This window comes from Streptomyces sp. NPDC002306 (assembly GCF_053593435.1).
In genome coordinates, this window is sequence record NZ_JBSFCK010000020.1 from 42,567 (window position 1) to 57,852 (window position 15,286).

14 protein-coding genes are annotated in these 15,286 nt (G+C 71.8%); 10 read left to right on the forward strand and 4 right to left on the reverse strand.

Going from position 1 to position 15,286, the window contains the following annotated elements:
* Window positions 1-101 precede the first annotated feature (101 nt).
* The 5 genes from ACWCQK_RS29485 to ACWCQK_RS29505 all read left to right on the forward strand — a co-directional run bounded on the left by ACWCQK_RS29485 (window position 102) and on the right by ACWCQK_RS29505 (window position 4,744).
* Window positions 102-1,154, forward strand: coding sequence for a sugar kinase (locus ACWCQK_RS29485; protein WP_451160011.1), 1,053 nt, complete (start codon window positions 102-104; stop codon window positions 1,152-1,154).
* Window positions 1,151-1,912: an IclR family transcriptional regulator gene (locus ACWCQK_RS29490; protein WP_451160013.1), complete on the forward strand. Its 762-nt coding sequence runs from the start codon at window positions 1,151-1,153 to the stop codon at window positions 1,910-1,912. The genes ACWCQK_RS29485 and ACWCQK_RS29490 overlap by 4 nt, the downstream gene beginning before the upstream one ends.
* Entirely contained in the window at window positions 1,909-2,319 is a 411-nt protein-coding gene (locus tag ACWCQK_RS29495; RefSeq protein ID WP_451160015.1) for a RidA family protein, read from the forward strand. The genes ACWCQK_RS29490 and ACWCQK_RS29495 overlap by 4 nt, the downstream gene beginning before the upstream one ends.
* A gap of 124 nt (window positions 2,320-2,443) precedes the next feature.
* Window positions 2,444-3,922, forward strand: a complete 1,479-nt coding sequence (locus ACWCQK_RS29500; RefSeq protein ID WP_451160017.1) for a GntP family permease — start codon at window positions 2,444-2,446, stop codon at window positions 3,920-3,922.
* Window positions 3,923-3,976: 54 nt separating this feature from the next.
* Window positions 3,977-4,744 carry a hypothetical protein gene (locus ACWCQK_RS29505; RefSeq protein ID WP_451160019.1) on the forward strand — a complete coding sequence of 256 codons (768 nt, stop codon included), beginning with the start codon at window positions 3,977-3,979 and terminating at the stop codon, window positions 4,742-4,744.
* A gap of 94 nt (window positions 4,745-4,838) precedes the next feature.
* On the opposite strand, the gene ACWCQK_RS29510 is transcribed toward ACWCQK_RS29505, so the two are convergent.
* Entirely contained in the window at window positions 4,839-6,197 is a 1,359-nt protein-coding gene (locus ACWCQK_RS29510) for a M14 family metallopeptidase (RefSeq protein WP_451160021.1), read from the reverse strand.
* A gap of 483 nt (window positions 6,198-6,680) precedes the next feature.
* Between ACWCQK_RS29510 and ACWCQK_RS29515 the strand changes: the two genes are divergently transcribed.
* Window positions 6,681-7,592, forward strand: coding sequence for an anti-sigma factor RsbA family regulatory protein (locus ACWCQK_RS29515; protein ID WP_451160023.1), 912 nt, complete (start codon window positions 6,681-6,683; stop codon window positions 7,590-7,592).
* Window positions 7,593-7,611: 19 nt separating this feature from the next.
* Here ACWCQK_RS29515 and ACWCQK_RS29520 read toward each other — a convergent pair whose 3' ends face one another.
* Window positions 7,612-8,874, reverse strand: a complete 1,263-nt coding sequence (locus ACWCQK_RS29520; RefSeq protein WP_451160025.1) for a hypothetical protein — start codon at window positions 8,872-8,874, stop codon at window positions 7,612-7,614.
* A gap of 72 nt (window positions 8,875-8,946) precedes the next feature.
* Window positions 8,947-9,453, reverse strand: coding sequence for a SigE family RNA polymerase sigma factor (locus ACWCQK_RS29525; protein WP_451160027.1), 507 nt, complete (start codon window positions 9,451-9,453; stop codon window positions 8,947-8,949).
* Window positions 9,454-9,710: 257 nt separating this feature from the next.
* On the opposite strand from ACWCQK_RS29525, the gene ACWCQK_RS29530 reads away from it, so the two are divergent.
* The gene (locus tag ACWCQK_RS29530; RefSeq protein ID WP_451160029.1) at window positions 9,711-10,166 is read left to right on the forward strand and encodes a hypothetical protein; all 456 of its coding nucleotides are present in this window, start codon (window positions 9,711-9,713) and stop codon (window positions 10,164-10,166) included.
* 19 nt (window positions 10,167-10,185) lie between these two features.
* Here the strand turns inward: ACWCQK_RS29530 and ACWCQK_RS29535 are convergent, their stop codons facing one another.
* On the reverse strand, window positions 10,186-11,883 hold the full coding sequence (locus tag ACWCQK_RS29535; RefSeq protein WP_451160031.1) for a chitinase: 1,698 nt from the start codon (window positions 11,881-11,883) through the stop codon (window positions 10,186-10,188).
* A 512-nt stretch (window positions 11,884-12,395) separates the two neighbouring features.
* Between ACWCQK_RS29535 and ACWCQK_RS29540 the strand changes: the two genes are divergently transcribed.
* The 3 genes from ACWCQK_RS29540 to ACWCQK_RS29550 all read left to right on the forward strand — a co-directional run bounded on the left by ACWCQK_RS29540 (window position 12,396) and on the right by ACWCQK_RS29550 (window position 15,273).
* Entirely contained in the window at window positions 12,396-13,205 is an 810-nt protein-coding gene (locus tag ACWCQK_RS29540) for a hypothetical protein (protein ID WP_451160161.1), read from the forward strand.
* 92 nt (window positions 13,206-13,297) lie between these two features.
* Window positions 13,298-14,005, forward strand: coding sequence for a Flp pilus assembly protein CpaB (gene cpaB / locus ACWCQK_RS29545; RefSeq protein ID WP_451160033.1), 708 nt, complete (start codon window positions 13,298-13,300; stop codon window positions 14,003-14,005).
* 11 nt (window positions 14,006-14,016) lie between these two features.
* Complete coding sequence (locus tag ACWCQK_RS29550; protein ID WP_451160035.1) at window positions 14,017-15,273, forward strand: AAA family ATPase; 1,257 nt, start codon at window positions 14,017-14,019, stop codon at window positions 15,271-15,273.
* Window positions 15,274-15,286: the final 13 nt, after the last annotated feature.

A 15,286-nucleotide genomic window follows, 5' to 3' on the forward strand; every position in this document is an offset into this window, starting at 1 on the left:
TGCAACGTCCATTGCGTATATCGCTTACTGCTGTCTAACATCTCGGCCAACGCGGGGTCAACGAAACCACCGAACCCCCGAACCGAGGAGTGACGAAGATCGTGGCCGCCACCGGACCCCGCAATGCCCCCGACGTCGTGGACGTCGTAGCGCTCGGCGAGTCCATGGTCACGTTCCTGCCCTCCCGGCCCGGCCGCCTCGCCGACGTCCCCTCCTTCGACCGCGCCATCGGCGGCGCCGAGTCGAACGTGGCCTGCGTGCTGGCCGCCGCGGGCCACTCCGCGCGCTGGGTCAGCCGGGTCGGCGCCGACGGGTTCGGCGACCACCTGGTCGAGGCGGTGGGCTCCTACGGCGTCGACGTCACGTCCGTACGACGGGACCCGGCGCGCCCGACCGGCATCTACTTCCGCACCGCCGGGGACCGGGCGACCGACGCGCACGAGGTGGCGTACTACCGGGCCGGCTCCGCGGCCTCGGCCATGTCCGCCGGCAACCTCGACCTGGACACCGTCCGCGCCTGCCGCCTCCTGCACCTGTCCGGCATCACCGCCGCCCTGTCCGACGACTGCCTCGGCCTGCTGCGCGAGCTGACCGCCCGCCCGCGCGCCGCCGGACACCCGCTCGTCTCCTTCGACGTCAACCACCGGCCCGGACTGTGGCGCGACACCGCCGGTCCGCACGTGCTGCTGGAGCTGGCCCGCGGCGCCGACCTCGTGTTCGTCGGCGAGGACGAGGCCCGCGCGGCATGGGCGCTGGAAGGCCCCGACGCCGTCCGCGCCGCGCTCCCCGAGCCCGAGGTCCTGGTCGTCAAGCAGGGCGACGGCGGGGCGACCGTGTACGACCGGACGGACGTCACCTTCGTCCCCGCGCTGCGCGTCGACGTGGTGGCCGCCGTCGGCGCCGGCGACGCCTTCGCCGCCGGCTTCCTCTCCGCCACCCTGCGCGGACTCCCCGTCCGCGACCGCCTGCGCCACGGCCACCTCATGGCCGCCGCCGCGCTCACCGTCCCCGGCGACCTCGCCACACCGCCTTCCCGCGGCCACGCCGACCGGCTGGCGGCCCTCGACGACCGGGCGTGGGGGACACTTCGACTCGGCCCCGGCTGGACCGACCAGGACGTGCGCCGGGCCCCGGAGGAGGTACGCACCCCATGAGCCAGACCGTCGACCGCGCGCTGAGCATCCTGCCGCTGCTCGCGGAGGGCCCCGCCGACCTCGGGCAGGTCGCCGACCGGCTCGGCGTCCACAAGTCCACCGCCCTGCGCCTGCTGCGCACCCTCCACGAACACGGCCTGGTCTACCGCCAGTCCGACCAGCGCTACCGGCTCGGCGCCCGCCTCTTCGCCCTCGCCCAGGAGGCGATGGAGAACCTCGACATCCGCGAGATCGCCCACCCCCACCTGGTCCGGCTGAACGAGCAGTGCGGACACACCGTCCACCTCGCCGTGTACGAGGAGAGCGAGGTCCTCTACATCGACAAGGTGGAGAGCCGCTATCCCGTGCGCATGTACTCGCGGATAGGGAAGCCGGTGGCCATCACCGTCGCCGCGGTGGCGAAACTGCTGCTCGCCGACCTTCCCGAGGCCGAGCGCCGCGCGCTCGCCGACAAGCTCGACTACCCCCTGTACACGGCCCGTTCCACCCCCAACGCCGCCGCCTTCGCGCGGGAGCTGGAGAAGGTGCGCGAACAGGGCTGGGCCACCGACCTCGGTGGCCACGAGGAGTCCATCAACTGCGTCGCGGCCCCCATCCGCGGCGCCGACGGCCGCGTGGTCGCCGCGATGTCCGTCTCCGCGCCGAACGTCGTCGTCACCGCCGACGAACTCCTCACCCTGCTCCCGCTGGTGCGCCGTACGGCGGACGCCATCAGCGGCGAGTACTCCGGCAGGACGCCAGTAAAGGACCCCGTATGACCGACAAGATCGCCCTCACCCCGAAGACCCACACCACCCCGCCCGCGAAGTTCTCGCACGGCGTCCGCAAGGGCAACATCCTCCAGGTCGCCGGCCAGGTCGGCTTCCTGCCCGCCGAGGAGGGCAAGCCCCCCACGCCGGCCGGCCCCGCCCTGCGCGAACAGACCCTCCAGACCCTCGCCAACGTCAAGGCGATCCTGGAGGAGGGCGGCTCGGGCTGGGACGACGCGATGATGATCCGCGTCTATCTGACCGACGTCGGCCACTTCCCCGAGATGAACGCGATCTACAACGCGTACTTCGAGGAGCAGGGCCTCACCCAGCCGCCCGCCGCCCGCACGACGGTCTACGTCGGACTGCCGGCCGGCCTCCTCATCGAGATCGACGTCCTCGCCGTCCTGAGCTGACGCCCGCGCACCACCCGCACCTCGTACGCCCTCACGGCGCGGCGCTTCCCGGTCCTCACCGGGGCGCCGCGCCGCGATCCCCCCTGCCCGAAAGCACTGTGGACCTACGAGACAGAGGCTCCCCATGTCCCATCCGCTCGCCGCCACCGCGCCCGCCGAGACCCCACCCCACACCGGAGGCCTGCTCCTCCTCCTCGACGGCACCGCCGGACTGCTCACCGTCGCCGCCATCGGTATCGCGCTCCTGCTCTTCCTGATCATCAAGGTGCGGCTCCAGCCCTTCGTCGCCCTTCTCGCCGTCTCCATAACCGTCGGCCTGCTGGCCGGTCTGTCGGTCACCGAACTCTTCGGCACGGTGCAGCGCTCGGACGCCGTCTCGACCATCGAGTCCGGCATGGGCGGCATCCTCGGCCACGTCGCCGTCATCATCGGCCTCGGCACGATGCTCGGCGCGATCCTCGAAGTCAGCGGCGGCGCCGAGGTGCTGGCGTCCCGGCTGCTGAACCTCTTCGGCGAGCGGCGCGCCCCGCTCGCGATGGGCCTCACCGGCCTGATCTTCGGCATCCCGGTCTTCTTCGACGTCGGCATCTTCGTCCTCGCACCGATCGTGTACGCGGCCGCCAAGCGCTCCGGCAAGTCGATCCTGCTCTACTGTCTGCCGCTGCTCGCGGGCCTGTCGATGACCCACGCGTTCCTGCCGCCGCACCCCGGCCCGGTGGCCGCCGCCGGACTGCTGCACGTACAGCTCGGCTGGGTCATCCTCATGGGCATCGTCTGCGGCGTCCCCGCCGTCCTCGCCGCCTGGGCCTACTCCGCCTGGATCGGCCGGCGCCTCTTCGTCGCCGTACCGCAGGACATGGTCGAGGCGGCCGAGGAGGCCAAGCGCGCGGTCGTCGACGAGCAGCGGGCGGCGGGCGTCGAACCGCGGGAGACGCCGGTGCCGCTGGGCACGGTCCTCGGCATCATCGGCACTCCGCTGATCCTGATCCTGGCGGCCACCTTCTCCTCGATCGCGCTCGACCCGTCCACCGGCCGTTCGGTCATCGAGTTCTTCGGCCACCCCTTCGTGGCCCTCACCCTCGCGCTGCTCCTCGCCTACTACCTGCTCGGCCTGCGCCGCGGCTGGTCCCGCAAGTCGCTGGAGACCGTCTCGACGGCGTCCCTCAAGCCGGTCGGCAACATCCTGCTGGTGGTGGGCGCGGGCGGGGTGTTCGGCGCCGTGCTGAAGGCGAGCGGTGTGGCCCAGGCGCTGTCGGACACCTTCAACGACGTCGGCCTGCCGGTGATCTTCCTGTCCTACCTGATCTCGGTCGTCCTGCGGGTCGCCCAGGGCTCGGCGACGGTCGCGATCGTGACGACGGCGGGCATCGTCGCCCCGCTGCTCGCCGCGGGGGACCACTCCCAGGCCTTCGTCGCCCTCGTCATCATGGCCATCTCGGCGGGCTCCATCTTCGCCTCGCACGTGAACGACGGCGGCTTCTGGATGGTGTCCAAGTATTTCGGGATCAGCGAGCGGGACACGCTGAAGACATGGACCGTGCTGGAGACGGTGCTGTCGGTGGCGGGGTTCGCCGTCGCCGCCGTCTTGAGCATCTTCGTATAACGAAGTTGGGGGCTGGCTGTGTCCGGCACAGGATCGTCGACCATACTGCCCGCTGTGGAGCAGCGCATAGGTTCGAGCAGCCAGCCCCTGGAGGGCGAGCCCCTGAAGGGCGCCGGATTCGACCCGGCCTTCATCCCCGGGCTCACGTCACCCGTGTCCACCGAGCCGTCGGACGCCGAGCCGTCGGACGCCGAGCCGTCGGACGCCGAGCGGACCACGGACGCCGAGGAGGCCGCGGCGGTCTCCGAGGAGGAGTCCACCGCGGACGGGGCGGTGACTCCGGACGACGGGGCCGCCGTTGGGGAGGCCTCGGAGGAAAAGGCCCCCGAGGGACCCGTCTTCGAGGCGTCCGACCGCCGGGCGCGGATCGTCGCCGACGCCACGGGCGTCCGTCTGAGCCTGGACGACCAGGCGTGCGAGTTCCGTTGGGACGAGATCGGCGCGGTCGAGACCGAGACCGCCCGCTTCGGCAAGCGGTTCACCGTCACGGTGCACACGCCTGACCGCCGCTGGTTCCCGATCGAGATCGAGGCGACGGCCAGGTCGCGCTTCCCGGAGTGGGAGTCGCAGCTGGACGCGGTCCTCGACGCCTACTTCGACGAGGGAGAGGCCGAAGGGGACGAGGAGGCCGCGCCGGCCGCCGAGACGACCGAGGCCGAGACCGCCGATGCCGACACCGCGGGGGCGGAGAAGCCCGACGCGGAGGCGGCCGACGCCGGGACCGCCGGTGACGCGGAAGAGGCTTCCGCGTCCGGTGGCGACGACGACGCCGAGAAGGACGACGACGCCAAGAAGGACGAGTCCGCCGCGTCGAAGTCCTGAACGGGCCGGCGAGGACCGCCGCGACTCCCCGCGTCCCTCGAAGGGGCGCGGGGAGTCGCGCGACCGGCCACGGTCACCGCTCGCGGCGGAGCGCTCAGCCGCAGTACTGCGCTTCCTTCCCGATCGACCGGTACATGCAGTCCGCGTTCTCCAGCAGTTGGAGCACCGCGTCCCGGTTGCGCGAGGTCTCCCGCTCGATCACCTCGTCGGGCGGGTAGAAGCCGCCCCCGGAACTGGACGCCGGATACATCTCGAAGGTGAAGTCGAAGATCTTCTGACTGCCCCAGAGGTAGTCGTCGATCGAACCGTCGGTGATGTACAGGTCGCTGGCCTGCTCCGCCGTGTAGCCGTTGCTGGCGGCCATCTTCCGGCCGACGGCCTTGAACGCGGCGGCGTCGTCCGCCGTCATCCCGGTGGCCGTGTCGGAGTACGTGTACCCGAACGGCCACAGCACGAGTTCGCTGTACGTGTGGAAGTCGATCCCGGCGGTGATCTGCTGCTTCCCGCCGACGACCCGGCTGCGGACGAAGTCGGCGACGACCTTCACCTCGGGCGCGGACTCCGCCGACGCGCCGCGATAGGTCTCCGAGGAGGCCGACCCCGACGAACCGCCGCAGCAGCCCCACTTGTAGTTCCAGTTGCGGTTGAGGTCCGTACCGACGTACGAGGAACCGGAGTTGGGCTGGCGGTTCTTGCGCCAGGAGCGGTAGGACCCGGACGCGATGTCGTACTCGCCGCCGTCCGGGTTGAGGTCCGGCACGATCCAGATCTCGCGGTTGTTCACCATGTCGGTGACCCGGGAGTCGGATCCGTAGCCCGCGCCGAGCTCACGCAGCAGGTACAGCGCCATCTCCACCGTCATGTGTTCGCGCGCGTGCTGGTGGAAGGTGAGGATCACCTCCGGCTCGGACTCGTCGGTGGCCACGTTGTCGCTGACCTTGACGGCCACGATGTCCCGGCCCTGGTACGACTTCCCGATCACGCGCCTGCTCATGATGCTCGGGTAGGCGGCGAGCCGCTGGCCGATCTCCGCGGTCGCCTCGGCGTAGTTGTGGTACTTCGAGTCGGCGGAGGGGAAGTCGAAGAGCCGGAGGTCGCCGGCGCCGGACGAGCGGTCGGGGGCCGAGCCCAGCGGCGAGACCTCGTAGCCCTGCCGCCGCAGCCTGCTGATCTGGTCCGCGCGGCCGGAGACGACCACGGTCTCCTCGTCGGCCTCGTCCACGCTCACACCGGCCGACGCGATGGCGGTACGGGTGACGGGGGTGCTGTGGTCGACGTGGATCTCGTACTGGCGGATGTCGTCGGCGGCGGGGGCGGACCTGCGGGCGCTGTCGGCGGTGGCGTCGGTGGTGGTCGCCGCCACGGGTGCCGCGAGCGCGAGGGCCATGAGGGTGGCCAGGACGGCGCCGCGTCTGCCGCTTCGGGCACCTGATCCGCGGATGCGAAGTCGCATGAAATCTCCTTGGTTCTCCAGGGATTCCGGGGTCGCCGGAAGTGGGGGAGTGGAGCTGGGGGGTGGTTCAGTGCGACGTACTGGTGCGGGTGCGCCGCCCATCGTCTGCTCATGTCATGAGCTGGTCAAGAGTGGGCCAAGGGTCGGTGGCGCGAACCAGCCGGAGTGGCCGAGGGCCGGTGGCGCGAAGCGGACGGAGGGGCCGGGAGCCGGTGGCGCGAACCGGCCGGAAGGGGGCCGGGCAGTGTACGCGAGGCCGGACCCGGAGGCTCGGTCCCCGGCAAAGTGCACCCGGGCGGGTGACCGGCGCACGCATATAGGTGAGCCGCGGGAGGAGAGTGAGAGGTCCGCGCCAGGTGAGTTTCCCGTGATCAGCCAGTCCCGCAGCGGTGGGAGGGCCGCGGAGCCGGAGGTGAGCGGATCGCCGTCCGGATGACCGCCCGGCGCCCGCACCGCCCACGCACCTGTCGACCAGGGGGACTCATGAGCAGCACCCGGACCGGCACCACCCCGGGGCCGTTCGACCACCGTATGGCGGTCTTCGGCTCGGACGGCGACTTCGCCGCCGCCGCCCTGCCCTTCCTCGCCGAGGGCCTGGCGGCCCCGGGCGAACCGCCGCCGGTGGCCATCGCCGCCCCCGGCAACCTGGAAGCCCTGCGCGACGCCCTCGGCGCCGACGCGAGGGACATCGGCTTCATCGAGCACACCGACTGGTACACCGGCTCGGCCGCCAACGCCGTGGCGCAGGGCGCCGGTTACCTCGCCGCGCAGGCCGGGCCCGGCGGCCGCGTCCACCTCGTGATGGAGCCCGTGTGGGGCGGCCGGGCCGGCCGATCGGTGCGCGAGAGCGCCGAGTGGATCCGCTACGAGGCCCTCGCCAACCTGCTCTTCGCGCCGATGGCGACGACCGTCCTGTGCGCCTACGACACCCGCACCGCCGGTCCCGCCGTCGTCGCCGCGGCCCGCCGCGCGCACCCCGACACCGAGGTCTACGAGGACCCGTTCCGGCTCGCGGCCGAGCTGGACTCCGTGCCGCTGCCGCCGCCCGCGCCGGACGCGCGGCGGCTGACCGGAGGCGTCGCCAAGGACGTCGTACGCGCCTGGGCGAACGCCAGCGGTCTGCCCCTGGCGGACGCGGAGCTCTTCGCCGAGGCCGTCACCGAGGCCGCCGCCCTCGGCCCGGTCACCGGCGCCCTGCTGTGGGGCGAGGCTCCCGTCTGTGTCGCCGAACTGAGCCTGGCCCGCCGGGTCGACGACCCGCTGGCCGGCTTCGTGCCGCCGCCCGCCGCCGAACTGGAACCCGGCCAGGGACTGTGGTTCGCCCGGCAGGTGTGTGCCTACGTCGACGTGCGCGACGCCGACGGCGGGTCGACCGTGCGCCTCCAGTACGCCTAGGACACCGTCCGGCGCCGCCCTATCCCTTCGCGAACCATTGAGGGCTGAGCGCGATCTTCCGGAGCTGCTTCATCGTCAGGGCGGGCGTCTCGCGGGTGGCGGGGGTGTTCTGGGCGCCGGAGTTGAAGGCGCTGACCACGACCCGCCGGCCGTCGGTCCGCATGGTGTCCACGGTCCACATCACGACCCCCGAGCCGCCCTTCTCGCCGGGGCTCTGATGGGCCGCGACCAGGGTGCCGTCGGGCAGGGTCTGCGAGCCGCTGCCGAAGAGGTCGCCGATCGCGTCCTGCATGTCGCGCTGCACATTGACCTGGACGTAGCTGCGGCCGTTGCCGTCGTCGAGGACGAGATAGACGAAGGAGGTGCCGTCGGCGCTCTTCGTCACCACCTTCACCCCCTTGGGCAGCAGACCGGTGAAGGTCTTCAGGAGCGGCTTGCCCTCGGGCGCCGGGGAGCTGGGCGGCGCGGCGGGTGCGGGGAGCCCGTCGACGACCGCTCGCCACTCCTTCGCGGCGGCCAGCTTCACCAGTGCCTGCGGGGACAGCGTGGGTGTGGGGCGGCTGACGGGCTCGTCCTTCTCGGCGGCCGCGTTCCACTCCTGCACGGCGACGTGCCCCCCGGTCGGCGTGACGAGGTCGGCGGTCCACCTCTTCGTGTCCACGCGCTTGTCGGGGTACTCGTACCCCTGCACGACCATGGCCACGGATCCGTCCGGGAGCCGCGTCGTCGTGCACGCGTCGTACGGGATGAACGTCTTGTCCGGGCACTGGACCGTCTCCCGCGCCTCGTCGCTGCCCGGCGCGACCCTGTTCAGGCTGACCTCTATGGTCGAGGCGCCCTTGCCGTCGTCGTGGACGACGTGCGCGTACGGCGACGCGGGCAGTTCGTTCGTGCCGCGCCCCGCCCGGTCGCTCAACTCGCCCTCGGGGAGCAGCTTCTCGAACGTCCGGATCATGTCGTCGGCGGACACCGGGCCGGGGCCGACGGTCTTCGCCGCGGTCGGGTCGGCGGCCACCGACGACGGCCGCGGGGCGGTCTTCCCGCTGCCCGGCACGATCAGCGCGACACCCACGCCCACGAGCGCGACGCCTGCCGCGCCTCCCATGACGGCGCTTCGGCGCAGCAGTTGCCGTCGCCGTCCGCGCACCGCGCCGCGGGCGGTGAGCGCGGCCCGGTCGGTGTCGAAGGTGCCGCCGGTCTCGTGGAGAGCGGCGGACAGCCGTTCCTCGAAGGGGTCGTCGTGAAGGTCACCGGACGGGTCGCTGTACTGGTCTGCGGGCATGACGAACACCGTTTCCGCGAGGTCTTGGGTGGTTGACGGAGGTGATGGGGGTGAGGGGGGCGGTCGGACGGATCAGGACCGGGCGTACTCCCCGATGTCCTCGCCGAGGAGCTCCCGGAGCCGGGCCAGGGCCCGTACACACCGGGTGCGCACCGCCGCGGAGCTGGCGTTCATGGCGTCGGCGGTCTCCTCGATCGAGCGGTCCTCCCAGTAGCGCAGGACGATCACGGCCCGGTCCTTGACGGGCAGCCGGCCGAGCGCCGACATCAGGGTGAGCCGCAGGGAGGGGTCGGTGGAGCGGTCGGCCCGTTCGGGCAGGACGTCCGTGGCGCGCTCGGTGCTGCTGCGGCGCCGCTGGTGGGCGAGGAACGTACGGGTGAGGACGGTCTGCGCGTAGGCGGCGGGGTTGCCGACCCGGGAGACCCGGCCCCAGCGGACGTAGATCCGCCCGAGGGTCTCCTGCACCAGGTCCTCGGCGAGGTGGGTGTCACCGGCGGTGAGCAGGCACGCGGACCGGTACAGATGCCCCACGCGTGCCGCCGCGAACTCCGCGTACTCGTCCGCGTGGACCTGCCTCATGAGTGTTCCCCTGTTCTCGGTGCCCCGACCGGGGCCGCCCTCACCTCATTGATGCGGTGAGGCACGGGGAATGTTTCAGACGCGATGCACGGGCCGCTGAGATCCGGCTCACAGTACGGCCACAGGGGGCGGTCGCGGAGGCCCGGGGGCAGGGGGCGTGGGCCGGTCGTGACACGGCCGGTAGGTTGCCGCTGCGGGCATCTCGCGCCCCGGGACCCGGACATGAGGACCGATAACCGATCCATGAGGACCGACGTATGACGACCGATCCGACGAACCAGCCGCAGCCGCAGCCATCGCCATCGCCGCAGTCGTCGACGCCGCCCCACGGTGCTCCGTCGCCACCGCCCATGCCGCCGTACGCGCCGGCGGGGTTCGGTCCGCCGCCCCCGCAGTACGCGTTCGCGCCGCCGCCGGCCCCGTCCGCCCCCGTGGGACCGGAGTTCCTCGCGGTCGACAAGAACAACTCGGTCGTCGTCGACGCGTCGGGCGTCGCCTTCGAGGCCTACGGCGTGGACGTCGACTTCCCCTGGCCGGAGATCCGCAGCGTCCACTACCAGGCCGGTCCCAACGGCAAGGTCCTGATGGTCGCCGTCATCCCGCTCGACGGCAGGGTCTACGAGTGCGTGGTCGACGCGAAGAACCGGGACCGGCTGCACGAGTGGTTCGCGCAACTGGCCCCGGTCCTGGGGTACTACCGGCCGCTGGGATGACCCACCGGACGTACGCCGGTCACGGCAGCGCGTGCACGTGCGGCCCCACCGCGTTCGACCACGCGTTGCCCGCCGACGCGTCCCAGTTCGTCGACCAGGTCATCGCGCCCCGCAGGTCGGGGTAGGTCCGCGACGGCTTGAAGCTGCCGCACCCGGTCCCCTTGGCCAGGCAGTCCAGGGCGTTGTTCACCACGGTCGGCGACACGTAGCCGCTGCCCGCGCCGCTCGTCGAGGCCGGCAGCCCGAGGCCCACCTGGGAGGGGGAGAGGCCGCCCTGCAGCTGGATGCAGGCGAGGGCGGTGAGGAAGTCCACCGACCCCTGGCTGTACACCTTGCCGTCGCAGCCGAGCATCGAACCGCTGTTGTAGTACTGCATGTTGACGACCGTCAGGATGTCCCTGATGTTCAGCGCGGTCTGGAAGTACGTGTTCGACGTCGACTGCATGTCGATGGTCTGCGGAGCCATCGTGATGATCAGCGACGGGCCCGCCTTCCCCGACAGCGACCGCAGCGCCTGGGACATGTAGGTCGCGTTGAGGCCGTTCTCCAGGTCGATGTCGACGCCGTCGAAGCCGTACGTCTGCATCAGGGAGTAGACCGAGTTGGCGAAGTTCGCCGCCGACGTCGCGTCGTTCACCGACACCGTGCCGTTCTGGCCGCCGACCGAGACGATGACCTTCTTCCCGGCCGCCTGCTTGGCCCTGATGTCGGCCTTGAACTGGTCGACGGTGTAGCCGCCGAGGCCCGCCGAGTCCAGGTTGAACGTCACCGCGCCCGGTGTCGTCGTGGCGTCCGCGAAGGCCACCGCGATGATGTCGTACTGGGCGGGTACGGCCGAGATCTTCTGGACCGTGGCCCCGTTGTTGAAGTTCTGCCAGTAGCCGGTGACGGCGTGCTTGGGCAGGGTGCCGCCTCCGCCGCCGGTCGGGGCCGTCGTCGCCGTCACGGTCGCCGACTTCGGCGACTCGCCCGCCGCGTTGGTCGCGGTGACCTGGAAGGAGTACGAGGTGGACGCCGCGAGCCCGGTCACGGTCGCCGAGGTGCCGGTCACCGCGGTGACCTTCGTGCCGCTCCGGTAGACGTTGTAGCCCGTCGCGCCCGAGACCGTGTTCCAGGCGAGGGAGACGGACGAGGACGTCGTGCCGGACACCGCCAGGCCGCCCGGCGCGGACGGGACGGTCGGCGCCGGGTCGGTGCCTCCGCCGCCGTCGGGGCCGAAGACCGAGACATCGTCGGCGTAGTAGGGCACCTGGCCGTACCAGCCGTGCGTGTAGACCGTCACCGAGGTCGTGGCGGAGCCGGTCGTGAACGTCGTCGTCAGCTGCTTCCAGGACGCCGAGTCCGGCGTCCACGTCGACACGTCCGTGGTGCCCGTGCCGGTCGCGCCCAGGTAGGCGTAGCCGCCCTGCACCCACGCGCTCAGCGTGTACGTCGAGTTGGGCTTGACGGCGACCGTCTGGGTGCACTTGGCGTTGTCCTGGCCGGCCGGTGTCCCCTTCAGGGCGGCCGAGCCGCCGTGCACCGGGGAGGAGACGGTGGCGCCGCTGCCGGCGGAACAGGTCCAGTTGGACAGCCCGGACTCGTAACCGGCGTTCTTCACGTTGTTGATGTCGGCCGCCGACGCGGGGCTCGTCGTGCCCAGGGTCAGGGCGAGGGCGGCCGTGGCGGTGGCCGCCCAGAGACGGGTGCGTCTGGGGAGGGCTGGTGCGCGATCCACTGGGGCCTCCGGTGGGGAGAAGAAGTGGGGGGGGAGGGGCGGAGTGCGGTGCGGAGTGCGGTGGGGAGTACGGAGCTTGAGCGCCGTACGGAGAAGGGGTGGAGCGAAAGGGGGGCGCGAAAGGTGGCGCGACGGGTGGAGCGACGGGCCGAACGCGGTGCGGAGCGAGAGGTGGGGCGGGAGGTGGAGCGAGGGCGGACGGTGGTCACCGTTGGACGTACAAGTTGGTCCAGACCAATTGGGGTTGTCAAGAGGTCCATACCGAATCCGTCGCCAGGGCCGCAGTTGTCCGGCGCGATGCGTAACCTGCCCTGTTTTGCCGTGACTTGCGCAACGACAGTTCCCTCTCAGCTATACAAACGCTGTTCTCCGGTCACAGAGCCGTGGATACAGTGCTCAGGTAGTCACGCAGTGAAGTCACCTCGGTGTACCGGAGTCACACCGGTGCGCCGACAGGCGTGAGGGACGGGGAGCTGCGCGTGCCAACAGCCATCGCCGTGACCGGTGCCGACATGGCGCTGCCGGCGCAGGACGAGCGGACCGTACCCGCCGCCGTGCTGCGCGACCTCGACCGACAACCGCTCGACCAGGCCCTGGCGGCCGTCCAGGCGCTGATCGAGCAGTACGGGCACGTGATCGTCCTGAGCTCGGCGGCCGCCCCGGCCGCGACGACGGAGCGGCTGCACACCATTCGCTCCCTCCTGGAGAGCGACCGGATCGCCCTGTTCGACCCGGAGCTGCCGCCGCTCGGGACCGCCGTCCTGGCCCGCCAGCTGCGGCAGCTGGCGTCCTGTGACCTCAGCCCCGGCGTGCTCGCCTCGGCGGGCCGGCTCCTCACCCACTACCTGCACACCGGGGCGCTCCTCGGCTCCGTCGCCAGACTCGACCGCGTCCCCGTCGACCTGAAGGCGCACACCAGGTCCTGGGTGCCGGGCAGCCAGTTCGCCGTGCTCGCCCACCCCGCCCCGCAACTGGCGCGGGTCGGCCCCGGAGTGACCCTGGCGGGGCCCGAGTTCGCCACCTCGATGCTGGTGGCCAAGGGGCAGCTGGCGTCCGACTGGGTCACCGGCACCCTCGCCCCGTCCTGGAACGTCCAAGGGTTGCGGGAGGTGCCGCTGCCGGCCGAGTCCGCGCAGTGGTGGGGGACCGGGAAGCTGGTCGAGTTCTGCGCCTACCTGCCCGACCTGTCGGTGCTCTACCAGCTGGTGACCTCGGTGCGGCAGACCGCCTGCCACTGGTGTGGCATCGACGTCATCGGCGACCGCTGTGTGTTCTGCTCCGCCACCCCGCCCGTCCACGACCTTCCGGTCCCGGCCGGCTGACGCGCCTTCTTCGGCCGCCTTCCCCGACCGCCCTGCTCCCGCCGACTCCCGTAGCCCGCTCGACCGATTCCCCCAATGAGGTTGCACGGTTCATGAACTCCCGTCAGCGCCGCGGCGTGCTTCTCCTGCTCCTGTCGGTCGTCTGCGCCCTGGGCGCGTTCGCCGGTGTCCTGTCCGTCATCAGCGACGTGAAGTCCAAGGTCGGCCCCGAGGTCACGGCGTACGAGCTCAGGACGGACGTGGCGCCCTACGCCCCTCTCAGCGCCGCCCAGTTCAAGAAGGTCAGGATGCCCGAGCGCTGGCTGTCGGAGAACGCGGTCACCGATCTGACCGCCATCCGGGGCAAGATCGCCGTCACCACGCTGCGCGAGGGCTCCCTGCTCCAGAGCGACATGATCGTGGACCAGCCCGCGCTCCAGCCCGGGCAGCAGGAGGTCGCCATCATGATCGACGCGGCGACCGGTGTCGCCGGCAAGATCACGCCCGGTTCCTCGGTCAACGTGTACGCCACCTTCAAGGGCGAGCGTGAGGGCGATCCCGCCCAGTCCAAGATCATCGTGACCAACGCGAAGGTGCTCGACGTCGGCGAGCTGACCGCCCTGGAGCCGAACGCCGACAACCGCACCCAGGAGCCCACCGACGCCGTCCCGATCACCTTCGCGCTGTCCACCATCGACGCCCAGCGCATCACCTACGCGGAGTCCTTCGCCCAGCGGGTACGGCTCGCACTCGTCGCGCCGGGCGGCAGCACCACGGTCCCCGACAAGGACCGGACCTACGAACTCGCGAACGACAAGTAGGAGGCCCCCCCATGCCTACGAGGATCCTCCCGGCCGTCGGCGACGCGGACGCGGTCCGGTCCATCACCACCCTGCTCAGCCAGCTCCCGGACGCCGAGCCGGTCCCCCCGGTCGTCGACTCCACCCAGCTCGTCGACACCCTCGCCCGGCTCGCCGCCGAGTCGTTCGACGAACTGCCCGAGGTCGTGGTCGTCCACGAACGCATCGGTCCCGTCCCCGCCCTCGAACTCATCCGCGAGGTCGCCCTGCGCTTCCCCGCGGTCGGCGTCATCCTCGTCACCACCGACGCCGGCCCCGGCCTGTTCGCCGCCGCCATGGACTCCGGGGCCCGCGGCCTGGTCTCCCTGCCGCTGAGCTACGAGGAGCTCGCCAGCCGCGTCCAGGCGGTGGCCCAGTGGTCGGTCGGGGTACGCCGTCACCTGGGCCACGGCGCCGACGTACTGCCGGGCGTCGGCGGCAGGGTCGTCACGGTCAGCGGGGCGAAAGGTGGCGTGGGGACCACCCTCACGGCCGTCCAACTCGCCTTGGCCGCGCAGGCGTCCGGCCGCGGCACGGCCCTGGTCGACCTGGACCTCCAGACCGGCGACATCGCCTCCTACCTCGATGTGCAGTTCCGCCGCTCGGTCGTCGACCTCGCCACCATCAGCGACATCTCGCCGCGCGTCCTGGCCGACGCCGTCTTCCGCCACGACACCGGCGTCGCCCTGCTGCTCGCCCCGGGCGAGGGCGAACGCGGCGAGGAGGTCACCGACCGGGCCGCCCGCCAGCTGGTCAGCGCGCTGCGCTCCCGCTACGAGGTCGTCGTCATCGACTGCGGCGCTCAGCTGGGCGGCCCCGGCGCGGCCGCCGTCGAGATGGCGGACACCGCGCTGCTGGTCACCACGCCCGACGTGGTCGCCGTCCGGGGCGCCAAGCGCACGGTCCGCATGTGGGACCGCCTCCAGGTCCGCAAGGCCGAGGAGACGACGGTCGTCGTCAACCGCCACACCCGGGGTACGGAGATCCAGCCCCCGCTGATCCAGCGGATCACCGGCACGGGGATCGCCGCCACCACGATCCCCGCCAACTTCAAGGAACTCCAGGCCGCCGTCGACGCGGGCCGTATCCACGCCCTCGACAACCGGAGCACCGTGAAGCAGGCGCTGTGGACCCTCGCCGCCGAACTCGGCCTGGTCAAAACCCCGGAGAGCGGCCACCGCGGCGGCCGGCCCCGGGGCGGCGAACGGGGCGCGGTGAGCCTGCGACGCCGGAAGGGCGGCGGAGGATGAACGGGATACGCGG